Genomic DNA, 15,923 nt, shown 5'->3' with positions numbered 1-15,923 from the left:
AATGCAGCTTCAAAATAAAGTCGCAGCGATTACTGGGGCTGGGTCGGGCATTGGTCGGGCAACTGCTTTACTCATGGCAGAAAATGGCGCAAAGGTTGGAGCGATCGATTGGAAAATCGAAGCTGCAAAACAAGCGGTCGCCGAAATTCGGCAGCGCGGCGGCGAGGCGCTACCCGTGGTTGCCGACGTTTCCAACCCAGCTCAAATGGAGCAAGCTTACCAAGATATTATCGGTGCCTTTGGCCGTATTGATATTGTCTTCGCAAATGCTGGCATCAACGGAGTGTGGGCACCCATTGAAGATCTCACCTTAGAAGAATGGAACCGTGTTATTGACATTAACCTGACAGGAACTTTTTTGACTGTCAAGTATGCCGTACCTCACCTCAAAAAGCAGGGTGGTTCCGTGATTATCAACTCATCCATTAATGGAACTCGTAATTTCAGCAAATCGGGAGCCACCGCTTACTGCTGCACGAAGGCAGCTCAAGTAACATTTGCCAAAATGACGGCCTTAGAGCTTGCCAAACACCATATCCGCGTCAACGCAGTCTGTCCGGGCGCAATTATAACTAACATCCATAACGACACCCAATATCGCAATATTGAGGTCATTCAAGAACCAGCAGTTTATCCTAAAGGAGATATTCCGTTAACGCACGGCTATGCTGGAAGCTCCAATGAAGTCGCGCAAGCGGTTTTGTTTTTAGCGTCTGAGGCAGCCAATTTTATCAGCGGTACCGAGCTTTGGATTGATGGAGCTCAATCTTTATTGAAAGGATAAGACCCTTAAATAAAAAGGCTTAGATTTTAACCTGAGAACCTTCAATGCTCGAATTTTTTTGTAGGAATGCCGAGGACGGGGCAGCTGCAAATATCCTTCATCTGACGGACTAAGTCGTGTTCTGACGAATGACAACCCACGATCGCGATACTGGCTTCCTCTTGCTGAGCGACTTTGCTCAGTTCGATGGCTGGAGATCCGAATCGAAGATGAGTGTTCAAAGATCCTCGCCATTCCGTTGCAAAAGTACGCGCTTGCCAAAGCACCCGATCGGCTTCCTCAAAGCATTGAAGCTGAGCGGCTCTCACGTCTACACAGTTAACGGTGTGACGGCGTGCCAACGCTGACTTATCGGTTCGCCGTTCTGACACCGTTGCAGTTGCAGTTCCCCACTCTAAATCCCGTTGAGCAGAAATCGCGTTACCGACGGCTGTTGAGAGCAAAGGCTTTTGAGGGTGATAAATCCCTTCCAGAACGTAAACCGTTTGAACGACAACGCGCTTGCGCGTGGCCAGTCGGGTTTGGTAGGCGATCAGCAGGGTCAAATCGAGTGCAGCCTGACTGTTTTGAGAGCCGCTGTAGCCCACCACAATATTGATAGTATCGGATGCCTCTGCCGCTTGGCTCGACTCTACCCGATCTGGTCCGGGTAACAGTAGCAAATCGCGAGCGGCACGGGTATCCGCCATCGTGCAACCTAGACGCGCTAGGGTCGCCTTGATATTCATAAGCAATCTCCAGTGGTTGTAAGCGTGTACCGAAATGTAGAGCAGTACTAGCTAGGAAAACCAGGGAGGTCAAGATTTACTTTGACGTCCTAGTCTTCTCCCAATGCTGACGAGGTTAGCTGACGGGCTAGGACTGAGAGATGTCCTTCTTTTACTGCCGAAAAGGCAAGTTCGAGATAAGCCCCAGGAAATGGTTCCCCCGTTCTTAACTGGACCGCAACAAAATCAAGGGTTGCAGTGTTTTTTCGTTAAGATTAAGCTGACTGACTCAAGTTATTCTCCGACAATCTAACATTTCTGAACGCGCGGTGCAAATTAAGCTTAAGGTTTATCAAAAGTGCCGCCCTATGCAATTTGGATGATTAGCAATTTCAAACGATGGCAACGATCGCAGATTGGCTTTCTACAGTACCGGGCAACCCGCTGCCTCAGTTCCAGGCAATGGATCGGCGCTGGCAAAACTGGCGCGCAGACGGGCCAGTGCGATCGCGCTCCCAGCAGTCCCCATCTGGCGTTGTTTTGGCAAGCGCTTCCCTCCTGGGCGCGATCGATTGGGATGTGGCGATTTGTGGGGGTACGCTGGGTATTTTGCTGGGCGCGGCCTTGGTGCGTCAGGGGTGGCGCGTGGCAGTTGTAGAGCGGGGGGAACTCCGAGGCCGACAGCAGGAATGGAATACCTCGCACTGCGAGCTTCAGGTTTTGGTGGAGCTGGAGCTATTGACGGAAGCGGAATTAGAGAGGGCGATCGCCAGCGAGTTCAACCCCAACCGAATCGCCTTCCACGGTGGCCCGGAATTTTGGGTCAAAGATGTTTTGAACGTGGGAGTCGATCCGGCTTATTTGCTGGATTGTTTGAAGCGGCGGTTCTTGGAACGGGGTGGCAAACTGTTAGAGCACTCGGCCTTCGAGCAGGTCACCGTTCACCCCGATGGGGTTAGCATTCAGGCCGGACAGACGCTAACGGCAAAACTGATGGTGGATGCCATGGGGCATTTTTCGCCCGTTGTAGCTCAGGCCCGCGCGGGTCAGCAGCCCGATGCAGTTTGCTTGGTGGTGGGGACTTGTGCCAAAGGCATTCCAGCAGGAACGACGGGCGATCTAATGGTGTCTTTAGCACCCATCCAGCAAGGCCACCAGTGTTTCTGGGAAGCATTCCCCGCCCGAGATGGCCGTACGACCTATCTCTTTACCTATGCAGACTTTGCGCCGGAACAACCCAGCTTAGAGCAGCTCTTCGAGCAGTATCTCAAAGCTTTGCCGCACTATCAAGGCGTTGACATTCCCGAATTAGACGTCCAGAGGGCCATGTTTGGCCTGTTCCCTAGCTATCGCCAAAGCCCCCTGGCGCTGCCGTGGCCGCGACTGTTAGCCGTGGGCGATAGTAGCGGATGTCAGTCGCCGCTGAGCTTTGGCGGGTTTGGAGCCATGTTGCGGCACCTCCGGCGCTTGAGCGCGGGGTTGCAAGATGCCCTCAAGAGCGACGCGCTACTCGAAAAAGACTTGGCGCTCCTACAGCCCTACCAACCCAATCTATCCGTCACTTGGCTGTTTCAGCGAGCCATGAGCGTGAGGGCAGATCGACCGCCAAAACCGAACCAGATCAACGATTTGCTGTCTGTCGTGTTTCAGTCTATGGAAACGCTGGGAGACCCAGTTCTCCGTCCCTTTCTTCAAGATGTGGTGCAGTTTGGCCCGCTGTACCGCACCCTCCTACAGGTGTCGCTCCAGGCCCCAAGCCTGATTCCAAGCATTTTGCAGCAGGTCGGCCCCAGTGCCTTACTGGACTGGATGGGCCATTTTGCGGCATTGGGATTCTACAGCGGATTGAATTTGGCTCATCCGCACGTCCGGCACTGGAGCGAACGGTTACCAGAGCGATCGCGGTTCCGGTGGCAGCAGCGCTTAGAAGCTTGGGTTTACGGATCGGGTGCGGATCTCAAGAGCAATCCCTAACCCGTCCTCGGCAGTACGCCTCGGACCGATCGTCGGTGATTTTTGGCGAACAGTGCAAACAAACGGGAGCGCCATTCGCGCGCGGGGTTCTCTAGAACTGGTTTAAGAACCGCAAGTCGCTGGTATAAAGCCGACGAATATCATCGATTTGATGGAGCACCATGGCAAACCGCTCCACCCCAAAACCAGCCGCGAACCCCGTATAAACCTCAGGATCGTAACCAGCAATTTTAAGTACGTTGGGGTCTACCATCCCGCATCCCAACACCTCCAGCCACCGACCGTTCCACTGCACGTCCACTTCAGCGGAAGGTTCGGTGAAGGGGAAATAGCTAGCTCGAAAACGGATGGGAACAGATCCGAACATCTCTTCCAAAAAGATCTCGATCGTGCCCTTGAGATCGGTAAAGGTCAGCCCCTCATCGATGGCCAATATCTCGATCTGATGGAATACTGCAGCATGGGTTGCATCTTCCGTATCGCGACGATAGCAGCGCCCCGGCGCGATGATGCGGATGGGCGGGTCGTTTTCTTCCATATAGCGAATTTGTACGGAAGACGTATGGGTTCTGAGGAGATTGCCGTCCGGCAGGTAGAAGGTATCCTGCATGTCGCGGGCAGGATGGTCTGGGGGAGTGTTCAGCGCCTCAAAATTATAGTAGTCCGTCTCCATCTCAGGGCCATCGGCGACGGTGTAGCCCAAGCCCACAAAAATATCCAAGGCGCGATCCATCATGGCATTGAGCGGGTGGATGCGCCCTTGAGGCATGTAAATCCCCGGCATGGTCACGTCTAAGGTCTCAGATTCGAGCTTGGCATGAATCTGAGCGGATTGGAGGTCGACTTTCTTTTGTTCGAGGGCGGTTTGGACCAGCTCTTTAACATCGTTGGCAATGGCACCAATGTGGGGGCGATCGCCGGGTTCCAGTTTCCCCATCCCCTTCAAAATTTGGGACAGTTCGCCCTTCTTGCCTAGATAGCTCACCCGCAACTGCTCTAAGGCATCGAGGGTGGCGGCGGCGGCGATCGCAGATTGCGCCTCGGATTGTAAGGTCGTTAACTGAAGCTCTAAATTACTCAGCAGCGTTGACATAGTAGGGGGGCTAAGTGGATCTGGGCGGTATCGATCTTAACCCATTGCGACAAGGCTGTTATTGGCCGACACAACCCCTAAGCGGCCATTGGAGCAGAGCTTTCTACAACCGCTTCATCGCAGTGACAAGTATAGGGGGCATGCTCTTCGTAAACTTTGGCTGCTTGAGACATATGCATCTCAATGTTTTCCATTAAGAAGACGTGGCTTGCAGAGGCTTGAGGATTCATTAAAGCCGTGACCAACGTCGTGCTCTCCTTAAGACTCACAGCGCGCTGCCAATGGGACTCAAGCGCCTTTTCAGCTCTATGACGGCAATATGGTTGCATAAACTCCCCCTAGGGTAGTGAAGGGTTTTTTGAATTTAGGTATTGTTACTCAGGCATTACGGTCAGTCTGTAACATTTCTAACAATTTCGCAACAGTCTATTGAAATATTTCCTTTAGACGATATAATGCGCTTCCTAAATTCTTCCCACATTCTATCCGAGATCGAACATTCCTGGAAAGCATGCCAGTCCGTGGGGTCGAGCGGGTCTCGCCATATCCTAAGATAGTTGAGCAGTTTTGTTTGACCGGACGAGAGGTAGCGTATATGAAAGCATTGCAAGATAAAGTTGCGATTGTAACCGGAGCCTCTCGCGGTATTGGCAAAGCGATCGCCTTAGCCTTGGCCTCAGAAGGCGCGTCGGTCGCGATTAACTATGCCAGTTCCAGTGCCGCCGCAGAAGCGGTGGCAGCAGACATTCAGGGAATGGGAGGACAGGCGATCGCCCTTCAGGCCGATGTTTCTAAGCCCGACCAAGTGGATGGCTTTATTGCAGCCGTGATGGAGAAGTGGGGCCGGGTCGATGTGTTGGTCAACAACGCCGGGATTACCCGCGATACCCTATTGCTGCGGATGGGCTTGGAAGAATGGCAGGCCGTGATCGACTTAAACCTGACGGGAGTGTTTTTGTGTACTAAAGCCATCAGCAAAATTATGCTAAAGCAGAAGTCGGGCCGCATCATCAACATTGCTTCCGTGGCGGGACAAATGGGGAACCCCGGACAGGCCAACTACAGCGCGGCCAAAGCCGGAGTAATCGGGTTTACAAAAACCGTTGCGAAAGAACTATCCACCCGTAGCATTACGGTAAATGCCGTCGCTCCCGGCTTTATCGAAACCGATATGACAGAAGGATTGAAAGCCGACGACATTCTAAAATTCATTCCGCTCGGACGCTACGGGAAGCCCGAAGAGATTGCCGGAATGGTGAAATTCTTGGCCGCCGATCCAGCGGCTGCCTACATCACGGGCCAAACCTTCAACGTAGATGGCGGCATGGTCATGGCTTAGGTCTTTGGAAATCTTGTTGGTAAAATAACTGAACCCCTAATCCAGGATGCGTAGCGTGTAGAGTAGGGGTTTAGTTTGTTCGCTGCTATCGCAGGGGTCTGACTGTAACGGGTGCGACGCCAGAACTTAAAAGACCAATTTGTCCGGCAGCTGCTCTGCTCAAATCGATTCCGCAATTGCAGCGGTCGTTGATGCGGACGGTTACGGAACGACCGTTATTTAAATTTGTCACTCGTACGACGGTGCCCAATCGGTAGGAAGGGTGGGCTGCGGTAAAAGCTCCTTCGCTATAAGGCTCGCCAGAAGCGGTGGGAGAACCAACGTAGGCGCTGCTGTAGTAGGTTGCGGTTGTCTCGGCCTTGGCGGCTAAGGGCGCGAAGGGAATGTAGGCAGAAAAGGCGATCGCGAACAGAGTGAGTGATTTCTTAAGCATGAATGTTTTTTGACAACAGTTACTCTCGACCCGTCAACCGTATCAGCGCTTCCAAAAGGACGTCAAATTATATATTTTCGGCCTTGCCAATCCAGACAATCTGTGCGTCAAACTTCAACTCAGCTCCCTAGGGTTATAGAGTTGAGCGTTTTCAAATGTCTTGATTTTGTCCGAAAAGGTATAAATACTTAGTCAGGCTTTCCTGACATTTCTGTCGAGATCGACTTAATGCGTCTAGATAGATGCATTAAGAAATGTGGCCTCTCAAATCCAGAAATGACATTGACGGTCGGGATCGCGGGATGCAAACCGGATTGAAAACGTCCCTCGACGATTACATCTCCTTATGTTTGAACGGAAAGAAAATCAAAAAATGTAATTCTAGGGGTGTCTAAAGTGGTTCAATAATGGGTCTTCTCGTCTTTGAAAAGCAGAAAAAACGCATGAATTGGCGCGCGAAATGACTGCGCGCGAGGTGTTTCACAGAATGGCAATAAATGGGCGAGTGGATTTTTGATGCGGACTGAAGTCGCATTTCTGAATTCTGGATCTCAGCGCCCAATTCCAGTCGAGTTAGCCCTTCCATAAAAAACAAACTATTGTCAAAAATCTTATGGTCGCCACCACAGCGTGTACGCCTTGGGTTTTGTTTTAGTCGGCATTGGGGGGATGGGGTTCCTATTCGGTCTCTCAATTCAAAGTGCTGTGTCCCGTCAGCGCGAGTTTTTAGCTGATGCTTCGGCAGTTCAGTTTACGCGCAACCCTAACGGTATTGTGGGTACGCTCGAAAAAGTGACGAAGATTGGCTCTCGTTTAAGGTCGCCCTACGCTCAAGCCGCGAGCCACATGTTTTTTAGCAACGCCATGGGTTTCGCCTGGGCGGGAGATTGGTTTGCCACCCATCCGCCCCTATTTATAGCCCTACGAGGTCGTCTAAGGACGTATCTTAGGAGAAAATGCAAAGCCAGGAGCACTAATGCCATCCCCTTACAGTGAAGATTTTCGTCAAAAAGTGATCGCTGCGGTGGAGCGAGGAGAAGGGAAAACAAAAGTCGCTCGGATGATGAACATCAGTCGAAATACCCTGGACCAATGGCTTAAACGAAAACAAGAAGTGGGTCACTGTCACGCCATTACCCATTATCAACAAGGCTGCTGCCATAAAATCACAGACTGGGAACGGTTTCGTGAATTTGCAAAACAGCATGGAGAGAAGACCCAAGCGCAAATGGCAAAGCTCTGGGGAGACAACGTGAGTCAGCAAAACATCAGTGATGCCCTTCGAAAGATTGGATTGAGTCGAAAAAAAAGACTTACGGGTACCGAGAACGCGATGAACTTCAGCGAGACGCCTTTAAGGAGCGATTAAAGACCACACTGCCTCAACAGCTCGTCTATGTCGATGAAGCAGGAACAGATAATCGAGAAGACTACGCTTATGGGTATTGTGAGGTAGGAGCACGTTTCCATGCACTTAAATCAGGCAAGCGCACCGAACGCGTCAGTTGGATTGCTGCACTGCGACAAAAAGATATCTTTGCACCAATGACTTTTGATGGAACCTGCAATCGAGACTTATTTGAGATGTGGCTAGAGGATTGTTTGCTCCCACAATTGAACCAAGGGGATATCATCATCATTGATAATGCAAGCTTCCATTCCTCTCAAGCGATTGATGATATGGTGGCAGCCGCAGGATGCGAGATCTGGTATCTACCTGCCTATTCCCCAGACTTGAACAAGATTGAGAATTGGTGGTTTGTACTCAAAAACTGGATGAAGCAACGATGGGATGAATTTGACTGCTTTCGCGATTGTGTCGATGCCGCTTTTAAGAACTGTCCTAACGTATTTGCGTAGGGCTATAAGCGGATTAAAAAAATTCGAGGGGTGAAGGTAAGCGGCGGCGCGGCGCAATTGCAGACGAGCAGTACGATTCGCTCTGGCACGATGGGCTTTGCCGGAGTTTCAGAGGCTTCTCTCGCGCCAGAACCAGAACAAGTGGTGCGGCAAGTGGGCACCGTTACGCCGGAACATTTTGCCAATGCCGATGGCGAATGGTCTCTGGAAGAATTTGTCTTATTTCTGGTGCTCCAACGGCGACTGGATGCGTCCCTATTTCCCATCGCGAAACGTCAATCCAGTTCGAAACCCCGGCGCAGATCTGGCTCGACGTCTTGGCGGTGCTCTCTGCGTTGGCCAGCGCGGGGGATGGAAAACCCGAGGCGATCCGCCTATGCCTTCCGCTGCGGTGCCTTTAAGCTACCCGGCGCAACTGCCCAGTCGATCCCAGACGTACCGCCCGAGTGGACCTTAGCAACCCTAGCGCAACAGATCGAACGCCTGCGACAAGCCGCCCCAAAGCTCAAACAGTCTGTCATTAACGCCTGCGCCCACACCGTGCTGCTCGACAGCAAAGTGACCGCAGACGAATCCGAATTGCTGCGAGCCGTAACCATCGCCTTAGACTGCCCCATTCCCCCCTTTCTCAACTCAGCCCGTCCCTCAAAACTAGGGGCATCCTAACCCGCTCATGAGCAGTGCTGCGGAACTTAACTCGAAAACATCGCTTCTGTAATCCAGGATCGAACTGGATGGCAGAGGAGAGGCGATAGTGCTGAAAACCCGGTCAAAAACACTTCACACGCTAGCTCAAAAATCTCAAAACGGTTTAACCCTAGTGCTGCTTTTAGCCCTGGCTTTAGGCATCTTCTTTCGCTTCGCCCATCTCGATCGCCAAGTCTATTGGCACGACGAGACCTTTACCTCTCTCAGGATTTCAGGCTACAGCGCCATAGAAGTGAACCGGGAGTTGTTTGACGGCAAAGTTGTTGGCGTGGAAGCACTCCAAAAATACCAGCAGGTCAACCCAGACAAAACGGCGATCGATACCGTACGCTCTCTGGCGATCGACGATTCCCAACATCCTCCTCTCTATTACCTGTGGGTCAGACAGTGGTCGGTATGGTTCGGACCTTCGGTGGTGGCGGTCCGCAGTTTGTCCGCAGCGATCGGCCTGCTGGTGTTTCCGAGCGCGTACTGGCTGTGTCAGGAACTCTTTGCGGGGGGAACGGCCACGTCCCCAGCCCAAAAACAGATCGCCAACTTGACCTCAGGAATGGCGATCGCCCTTTTTGCCCTCTCGCCCTTCCACGTGCTGTACGCCCAAGAGGCGCGGGAGTACAGCCTCTGGACCGTCTTGATTTTGTTGTCCGGGGCTGCCTTTCTGCGCGCGATCCGACTCAATACCCCGGCAGGTTGGGGCTTATTTACGGGGTTGCTGATTCTCAGCTTGTATACCCAGCCGATTATGCTGTTTGTGGCGATCGCCTTTGGGCTATACCTCCTCGTCGTAGAGCGCTTCCGCATCAATCGGGTCGTGCTGTCGGGACTGGTTTCGCTGGCGCTGGGCGTTGTCGCATTTTTACCATGGCTCCAGATTATTGCCAAAAGTTGGTCTGTGACAGGAGCTACTTGGACTTCCGTCCCCATTCCGCTGCCCATTTTGCTTAAAACGTGGGGACTGCACCTCCTGCGGGCGTTTATTTTGACCGAAGGCGATTTTGGGTTCGACCATTGGACGACCTATATCGCCCTGCCGCTCTCGATTGGGTTGGTGGGGGCTGCGTTCTATGCGCTCTACCGTCAGACTCCGTTGCGGGTGTGGCTGTTTGCGATCGCCTTGGCTGGCAGCGTGTTTGTGCCCTTGGGGCTGATGGATCTCGTGTTGGGCGGGCAGCGCTCGGTCTCCGGTCGTTATATCGTGCCGTTTTACGTGGGCGTACCGATAGCAGTGGCCTATTTGCTATCGCAAAAGTTGCTATCGCAAAAAAGTCGCGTCGATCGCGCGCCGACATTCCTTTCTCAAAAACTATGGCCGGGGATTGCGGCTGCGGTGCTGAGCGTGAGCCTGATCTACTGCATCGTTAATACTCAAGCGACGACAGCTTGGACGAAGGGCATCAATTACAATCTTCCTATCCTCGCCAAACTCATTAACGCCGCACCGCAGCCGTTATTGGTCAGTAATTCCTTCGGGATCGACTACGGCAGTACGTTTGCCCTAGCGCGCCAGCTCGAGCCTAAGGTGAAGCTTCAGCTCGTAGATGCCGTCACCCAGCCAGACGATCGAAACCTTCCCAAAATTGCGCCAGGCTTTAGCGATGTGTTTTTGCTCAACCCTTCCGATGCTTTTCGTCAGAAGTTAGAGCGGCAGCAGCAACAAAAGACGAAGCTCGTCTTCCACGACTTTCACCTCGTGCTTTGGAAACTGGTTCCTTGGTAGGAATCGGCCCATCCGTATCGTTCGCGCGAAATCAAGCGGGAAGGGATTAACAATGCAGACCTTCCTCCAGATTTCTGTCAGAGTACTAGGCACTGCGCTATTAAGCGTTGTCTGTGCAGCCTGTATCGCGGATGCCGATCGCTCTCTCAACACCTCCGCCGACCCGATTCGCCTCAAGCCAGCCCAAAGCACCGAGTCTATGAAAGCAAAAGACTACGCCCAACAGATCGCTAAACTCTCGCGCAGAATCGGCCAAAATCCTAAAGATGCAGAAGCGCTCTATCAAAGGGCGATCGCCTACATTGATCTGAACAGGATTCGAGAAAGTGACGGAAATTGGGCACAAGCCGAGGAAGACCTAACCTGCATTATTCACGAGGTGTATGAGGAGTTGTAAGTTTCACCAAAATTAGAGCTATAGGATGAGATGAAAAGTAAAAGTAGGCAAAAAAGCGATACAAATCGGCTCAAAAAGGCTAAAAACACCTATATTTCCGACAAATAGAGACAAGAATCCTATGACGGGCTTGGCCTACTCAAATTTGAGGGACTGGGACTGGGATAAGTTCCGAGAAATTTGACGCATCTCCTGGGCATAAGGGCAAAACGCAGCCAACTCCACCAGAATCCGTCGGGTAGAAACCGTTACCTTGGCAGCTCCTTTAATGAGCAACAACCGTAGGCGTTCCACCTGAGCCGTTGCCAGTTGTGTTCCATGGGCCGCTTGGCGAATTGCAATCATCAAAATGTAAGCAGCTTGAGCCAAGAGCAGACGAAACTGATTGGCAATAAAAGTGCTGCAACTGAGACGATCTGCTTTGATGCCGAGTTTGAGTTCTTTAATGCGATGCTCGCTGTCGCCGCCGCGTTGAACGTAGAAGTGGTCGTACAATTCTTGAGGCGGTTGCTCCAGATTGGTCACCACAAATCGAGGATTGGGGCCTTGGTCGAGCCATTCTGCCTTCATGACTAATCGTCTGGGTTCATCCCACGTCCGTGCCGCGTAATAGACATCGTCAAACAAGCGAGCCTTTTGCTGGGTTTGGATGTGTTGCAATCTTGCCCGTTCGAGCAAATCGGCAATTTTACGCTCCAATACCGCATTGCGGATAAAGCCAAGGGCATAGCCCACCTTGGAGCGTTCGCAAACCTGCATGATTTCGGGTAAGGAGAATCCCGCATCGCCTCGCAGAATCAGTCTCACAGACGGCCAAACGCGTTTGAGTCGCCAAAATAGCCAGCGTAAAATGCCTGCGACGCCTTTGCCTGAATGACTATTGCCCGCGCGTAACTGCAAAATCAACGGATACCCTGTACTGGCCTCGTTGATGAGCACTGGAAAGTACATATGATGACCGTAGTATCCATGGAAACAGCTCAATTGTTGATTCCCATGGGTTGGGTCGTCCCAGCCATCGATATCCAACACGATTTCGTCGGGTGCGCTCTTGTAGCGTTGGATGAATCCATCCACCATTCGGCTGCGCATGGCAGCGACTTCTGCTTTGCCAATGTGGTTCTCAAGTCGAGTGATGGTGGGTTGGCTTGCCAGTAAATCTGTTCCGACACTCGGCGATCGTCCGCAGGCAACCTTGAAGATGGGGTCGTGGCGCAGCACGTTACTGTCATTGGCATCTTCGTACCCTCCCACCATTTGATATACGCGTTGACTGACCAACTGATGCAGGTTATGGGTGATTTTGCTCGGGTCGCGCCAGTCCTGGATACACGCTGACAATCCTCGACACACTTGAACCTGCTCTTCTGCTTGTCGAGCCAGCAAGATCCCGGCATCTGAGCTTAATTCTAGATCTGAAAATCGAACGACTAAAGGGCGTGGCGTGGGGAAATTGTAGGGCAGGTCCGAATGACACTCTGTCATGGCACAATGGAGATACTAAAAACTCTAGAGAGCCTGATTCTAAACCGTTTCAGGCTCTCTTTTCTTGTGTTTTCCTATCTCTCATGAATTATCCAGGCTAACGCAAGTCATTCAGCTAGACCCCAAACGAGCTGAAGCCTACTACGAACGGGGACAGATTAGAGGCGGACCCGAAGGTCGGCAAGATCTAGACAAAGCAATTCAACTCAAACCTAACTTTACGGATGCTTACGCTAGACGTGGGGTGATGCGACAAAGCGATCGGGATGATTTTCGCGGTGCCCTCAAGGACTTCGACCGAGCGATTCAGCTTAACCCCAACGACGCTTGGGTTTATCTATGGCGGTCTTCCGTCCGGTATCGATTGGGCGATCGCCAAGGCGCACTGGTAGATGAAACCAAAGCAGTACAGATCGAGCCAACGGCTAAAACCTTCAACTCCCGAGCTAGTTTTCGCGAAGGCAGAGGAGATAAGGTTGGCGCAATCCAAGACTGGACCGCCGCCATTGCCCTTAACCCAGAGGACACATGGAGCTATTACTTTCGGGCACTCCTCTACGAAGATACCAAGAACTATAGTGCGGCCCTGGCCGATATCGATCGACTGCGACGAATCAAACAGAAGAATCCAGATAATGTCTATCCTGACGTGGCAGGCACCTACACCTGGCAGGCGCGGATCCGGGCGCAGATGGGAAACTCACAGCCGGAGATTGCCGATTACACCCAAGCGATTCAGCTCCAGCCCACCAAAACGAGCCACTATTTCAATCGGGCCGAATCTCGCAGAAAGGTGAATGATGATGCAGGCGCGATCGCCGACTACACCCAAGTCCTTCAGCTCGAACCCTGCAATTTTTTGGCCTACCAAAGCCGTGCCGATCTGCGTGCTGCCCTGAAAGATTATTCCAGGGCGATCGCAGACTATTCCCAAGCCATCAAGTTTGTCCCTCAATCCCAGTGGTTGGCCTCAACCCTTTATCTTCAGAGAGGTAAAGCCCATGCAGAACTGAAACAGTATCAAGCTGCGATCGCCGATTATTCGCAAGCCATTCAAAACAATCCGAAATGGAAGGCTGCTTATCTGGCACGGGCAACAGCACTCGAACAACTGGGGGAAGTATCGAAGGCAAAGGGCGATCGCCAAAAGGCAGCAAGTTTGCCAGAAGGCCAAAATACGGGCGAGATTATCTACGGAAGCTCTCCACAGTGTTAAGGAAATGCAACTTCAGCATAAACGCACACGCCGTTAACATCGCGCTAGTTCAAGCCTAAATCATCATTGTAAACTAGAGGAATCAAGGCTCATCTTTTTACTCTCAACCCACCACCCCCATGACAACCGTTATCTTAGAACACATCCAAATCACCCCTGATGTCTGCGGCGGCAAGCCCCGCATTGCCGATCATCGTATTCGTGTGCAAGACATTGTGATTTGGTATGAACACCTCAATATGTCCCCCGACGACATTGTTTACCATTACCCCAGCATTACCCTGGCTGATGTTCACGCTGCCCTAACCTATTACTATGACCATTTGACGAAATTCGCCGAGATATCCACGAGAGCGAAGCCTTCGCCAGCCAACTGGCAGCCCAAACGCCCTCCATCCTGCAACGCAAACTCAGGGAAAGAAATGTCAGGGCAGATTAAGTTCCATCTTGACGAGAACGTCAGCAATGCTGTGGCTGAAGGCTTACGGAGACGAGCCATTGATGTAACCACCACACCTGAACAAAATTTGATGGGAGCCTCAGATTTAGCTTGTAGGCGGGAAGCCCCGCGCTCTACCTGTATCCAGGCGAGCGACGGGATGAGAGACGCGTGAGTCGAGGTACGTTGCCTGAGCAATGCCGGAGGCGAGAGAAGGTAACAGTGCCGAGACGAACAAATAATGTCTCGCAAAATCACTTATTTTTATATTATCGCAATTTAATGAGTGTGATAATATGTGAATATGTTGAAAGCAGTGAAGATCAGGCTTTATCCCACAGATGCACAGCAAGCTCATTTGGCTCAAGCCTTTGGGTGTGTTCGTTGGGTCTGGAACCAGTCTCTTGCAGTCATATCCTTGACCTATAAAGAGACGGGGAAAGGGGTTTCTGCCTTTGACATGAAGAAACAAATTCCGTTGTGGAAGGCTGAGCATGATTGGTTGAAAACTTGTTATTCTCAATGTCTTCAGCAATCCGTTTTGAATTTGTCTCAGGCATTCATCAACTTCTTTGATGGTCGAGCCCAATACCCAACCTTCAAAAGTAAGTTTGATCGTCAATCCCTGCAATATCCCGCAAATGTCAAAGTGCTCAGCCAAACTGAAATTAAGTTTCCTGGAAATCTAGGGACTGTAAAGGCTAAGGTGCATCGCGATGTTTCCGGGAAGCTGAGAACGGTGACGATATCCAGAATGCCAGATGGTCGCTATTACGCTTCTCTATTGGTTGAGGATGGCATTGAAAAGCCAGAACCCAGTAGTGAAGGGAAGGCGATTGGGATTGATTTGGGGTTAATTGATTTTGCTGTCACATCAGACGGCTCAAAATATCAGAATCCCAGGCATCTGCAAAAACATGAGCGCAACTTAAAACGTAAACAGCGCAAACTATCCCGTAAAAAGGATAAAACCACGAACAAGCGGCGCAAAGCAAAACTTGCAGTGGCAAAAGTGCATTCTAAAATTGCGAGAGTGCGCGCTGATTTTCTACACAAGCTGTCCCGTAAGACAGTGAACGAGAACCAAGTTATTGTTGTAGAAAACCTGGCAGTCAAAAATATGGTCCAAAATCACAATCTTGCTAAAGCAATCAGCGATGCAGGTTGGGCGACATTTTGTACCATGCTCAAATACAAGGCTGAATTTGACGGAAAAATCTACCTAGAGATTGGGCGATTTTTCCCATCGTCACACTTGTGTCATTTGACGTTGCTGCCAGTTCCAAAGATGGATTTGTCTGTTCGGTCGTTTGAATGCCCTTATTGTCATGAGCGTCATGACCGAGATGTGAATGCAGCCATCAATATCAGAAATGAAGGCTTACGGATCTTGGCGTTGGGAATCAGCGCTACTGCCCAAGGACGCGATGTAAGACCAAAGCGGTATGGACGCAAATCCACTACTGTCGAGGCTGTTGCGGTTGAGCTGGGAAGCCCGCGTTCTACCTGTACTCAGGTGAACGTCGGGTAATTCACAACAGCTTGCTTTCGCTTACGGACAACAACGGGTTATCTTCACTCAGGATGACGATTTTTTGAAACTTCATCAAGCCAATGTCCCTCATTCAGGAATTACCTATTGTCACCAGGGGAGCCGCACTATGGGGGAAATCGTCAAAACCCTTGTATTAATTTGGGAGTGGGTCGATCCAGAAGACATGGCTGGACAAATTGAGTTTATCTAACCTGATTCGCTAAACCCAAAAAGCAA

At 51.2% G+C, this 15,923-nt stretch carries 16 protein-coding genes, 1 pseudogene and 1 riboswitch; of the genes and pseudogenes, 12 read left to right on the top strand and 5 right to left on the bottom strand.

The window, feature by feature from the left end; all coding sequences use genetic code 11:
• Window position 1: 1 nt before the first annotated feature.
• Window positions 2–784, top strand: a complete 783-nt coding sequence (locus R6H26_RS15685) for an SDR family oxidoreductase (RefSeq protein WP_404783591.1) — start codon at window positions 2–4, stop codon at window positions 782–784.
• A 41-nt stretch (window positions 785–825) separates the two neighbouring features.
• On the opposite strand, the gene R6H26_RS15680 is transcribed toward R6H26_RS15685, so the two are convergent.
• Window positions 826–1,512 (bottom strand): hypothetical protein, encoded by a 687-nt coding sequence (locus R6H26_RS15680; RefSeq protein WP_404783589.1) that lies wholly within the window; start codon window positions 1,510–1,512, stop codon window positions 826–828.
• Window positions 1,513–1,602: 90 nt separating this feature from the next.
• Window positions 1,603–1,744, bottom strand: a riboswitch (cyclic di-AMP (ydaO/yuaA leader).
• A gap of 146 nt (window positions 1,745–1,890) precedes the next feature.
• On the opposite strand from R6H26_RS15680, the gene R6H26_RS15675 reads away from it, so the two are divergent.
• A complete protein-coding gene (locus tag R6H26_RS15675) occupies window positions 1,891–3,465 on the top strand; it encodes an FAD-binding oxidoreductase (protein WP_404783588.1) in 1,575 nt (524 codons plus the stop codon).
• A 91-nt stretch (window positions 3,466–3,556) separates the two neighbouring features.
• On the opposite strand, the gene pheS is transcribed toward R6H26_RS15675, so the two are convergent.
• The gene (pheS, locus tag R6H26_RS15670) at window positions 3,557–4,558 is read right to left on the bottom strand and encodes a phenylalanine--tRNA ligase subunit alpha (RefSeq protein WP_404783586.1); all 1,002 of its coding nucleotides are present in this window, start codon (window positions 4,556–4,558) and stop codon (window positions 3,557–3,559) included.
• Window positions 4,559–4,635: 77 nt separating this feature from the next.
• Window positions 4,636–4,887, bottom strand: a complete 252-nt coding sequence (locus tag R6H26_RS15665; RefSeq protein WP_404783584.1) for a hypothetical protein — start codon at window positions 4,885–4,887, stop codon at window positions 4,636–4,638.
• Window positions 4,888–5,153: 266 nt separating this feature from the next.
• Between R6H26_RS15665 and fabG the strand changes: the two genes are divergently transcribed.
• Window positions 5,154–5,897, top strand: a complete 744-nt coding sequence (gene fabG, locus R6H26_RS15660) for a 3-oxoacyl-[acyl-carrier-protein] reductase (RefSeq protein WP_404783583.1) — start codon at window positions 5,154–5,156, stop codon at window positions 5,895–5,897.
• 85 nt (window positions 5,898–5,982) lie between these two features.
• Here the strand turns inward: fabG and R6H26_RS15655 are convergent, their stop codons facing one another.
• Window positions 5,983–6,330 carry a septal ring lytic transglycosylase RlpA family protein gene (locus R6H26_RS15655; protein WP_404783581.1) on the bottom strand — a complete coding sequence of 116 codons (348 nt, stop codon included), beginning with the start codon at window positions 6,328–6,330 and terminating at the stop codon, window positions 5,983–5,985.
• 639 nt (window positions 6,331–6,969) lie between these two features.
• Here R6H26_RS15655 and R6H26_RS15650 point away from each other — a divergent pair.
• The 5 genes from R6H26_RS15650 (at window position 6,970) to R6H26_RS15630 (ending at window position 11,012) form a co-directional block, all read left to right on the top strand.
• Entirely contained in the window at window positions 6,970–7,326 is a 357-nt protein-coding gene (locus R6H26_RS15650) for a M48 family metalloprotease (protein ID WP_404783579.1), read from the top strand.
• A protein-coding gene (locus R6H26_RS15645; protein ID WP_404783577.1) for an IS630 family transposase occupies window positions 7,307–8,190 on the top strand; the annotation gives its coding sequence in 2 pieces (ribosomal slippage) (window positions 7,307–7,633 and window positions 7,636–8,190; 882 coding nt in all). Before R6H26_RS15650 ends, R6H26_RS15645 begins: the two co-directional genes overlap by 20 nt.
• 30 nt (window positions 8,191–8,220) lie before the next feature.
• Window positions 8,221–8,856: a hypothetical protein gene (locus R6H26_RS15640; RefSeq protein ID WP_404783576.1), complete on the top strand. Its 636-nt coding sequence runs from the start codon at window positions 8,221–8,223 to the stop codon at window positions 8,854–8,856.
• A gap of 88 nt (window positions 8,857–8,944) precedes the next feature.
• Window positions 8,945–10,615 (top strand): hypothetical protein, encoded by a 1,671-nt coding sequence (locus tag R6H26_RS15635; RefSeq protein WP_404783575.1) that lies wholly within the window; start codon window positions 8,945–8,947, stop codon window positions 10,613–10,615.
• 52 nt (window positions 10,616–10,667) lie between these two features.
• On the top strand, window positions 10,668–11,012 hold the full coding sequence (locus tag R6H26_RS15630; RefSeq protein WP_404783573.1) for a hypothetical protein: 345 nt from the start codon (window positions 10,668–10,670) through the stop codon (window positions 11,010–11,012).
• 135 nt (window positions 11,013–11,147) lie between these two features.
• On the opposite strand, the gene R6H26_RS15625 is transcribed toward R6H26_RS15630, so the two are convergent.
• Window positions 11,148–12,497 (bottom strand): IS1380 family transposase, encoded by a 1,350-nt coding sequence (locus R6H26_RS15625; RefSeq protein WP_404783571.1) that lies wholly within the window; start codon window positions 12,495–12,497, stop codon window positions 11,148–11,150.
• Window positions 12,498–12,561: 64 nt separating this feature from the next.
• Between R6H26_RS15625 and R6H26_RS15620 the strand changes: the two genes are divergently transcribed.
• The 4 genes and pseudogenes from R6H26_RS15620 to R6H26_RS15605 form a co-directional block, all read left to right on the top strand.
• Window positions 12,562–13,713: a tetratricopeptide repeat protein gene (locus R6H26_RS15620; RefSeq protein ID WP_404783570.1), complete on the top strand. Its 1,152-nt coding sequence runs from the start codon at window positions 12,562–12,564 to the stop codon at window positions 13,711–13,713.
• A gap of 119 nt (window positions 13,714–13,832) precedes the next feature.
• Entirely contained in the window at window positions 13,833–14,327 is a 495-nt protein-coding gene (locus R6H26_RS15615) for a DUF433 domain-containing protein (protein ID WP_404783568.1), read from the top strand.
• 129 nt (window positions 14,328–14,456) lie between these two features.
• Window positions 14,457–15,683: an RNA-guided endonuclease InsQ/TnpB family protein gene (locus tag R6H26_RS15610; protein WP_404783167.1), complete on the top strand. Its 1,227-nt coding sequence runs from the start codon at window positions 14,457–14,459 to the stop codon at window positions 15,681–15,683.
• Between the two features lie 13 nt (window positions 15,684–15,696).
• A pseudogene (locus R6H26_RS15605) lies at window positions 15,697–15,897 on the top strand (DUF5615 family PIN-like protein); the annotation flags it as partial.
• Window positions 15,898–15,923: the final 26 nt, after the last annotated feature.

This window comes from Altericista sp. CCNU0014, from assembly GCF_044923475.1.
Classification (GTDB): domain Bacteria; phylum Cyanobacteriota; class Cyanobacteriia; order Thermosynechococcales; family Thermosynechococcaceae; genus JAAURS01.
The sequence above is the reverse complement of the archived record's forward strand: the minus strand, read 5'-3'. Positions and strand labels throughout refer to the sequence as shown.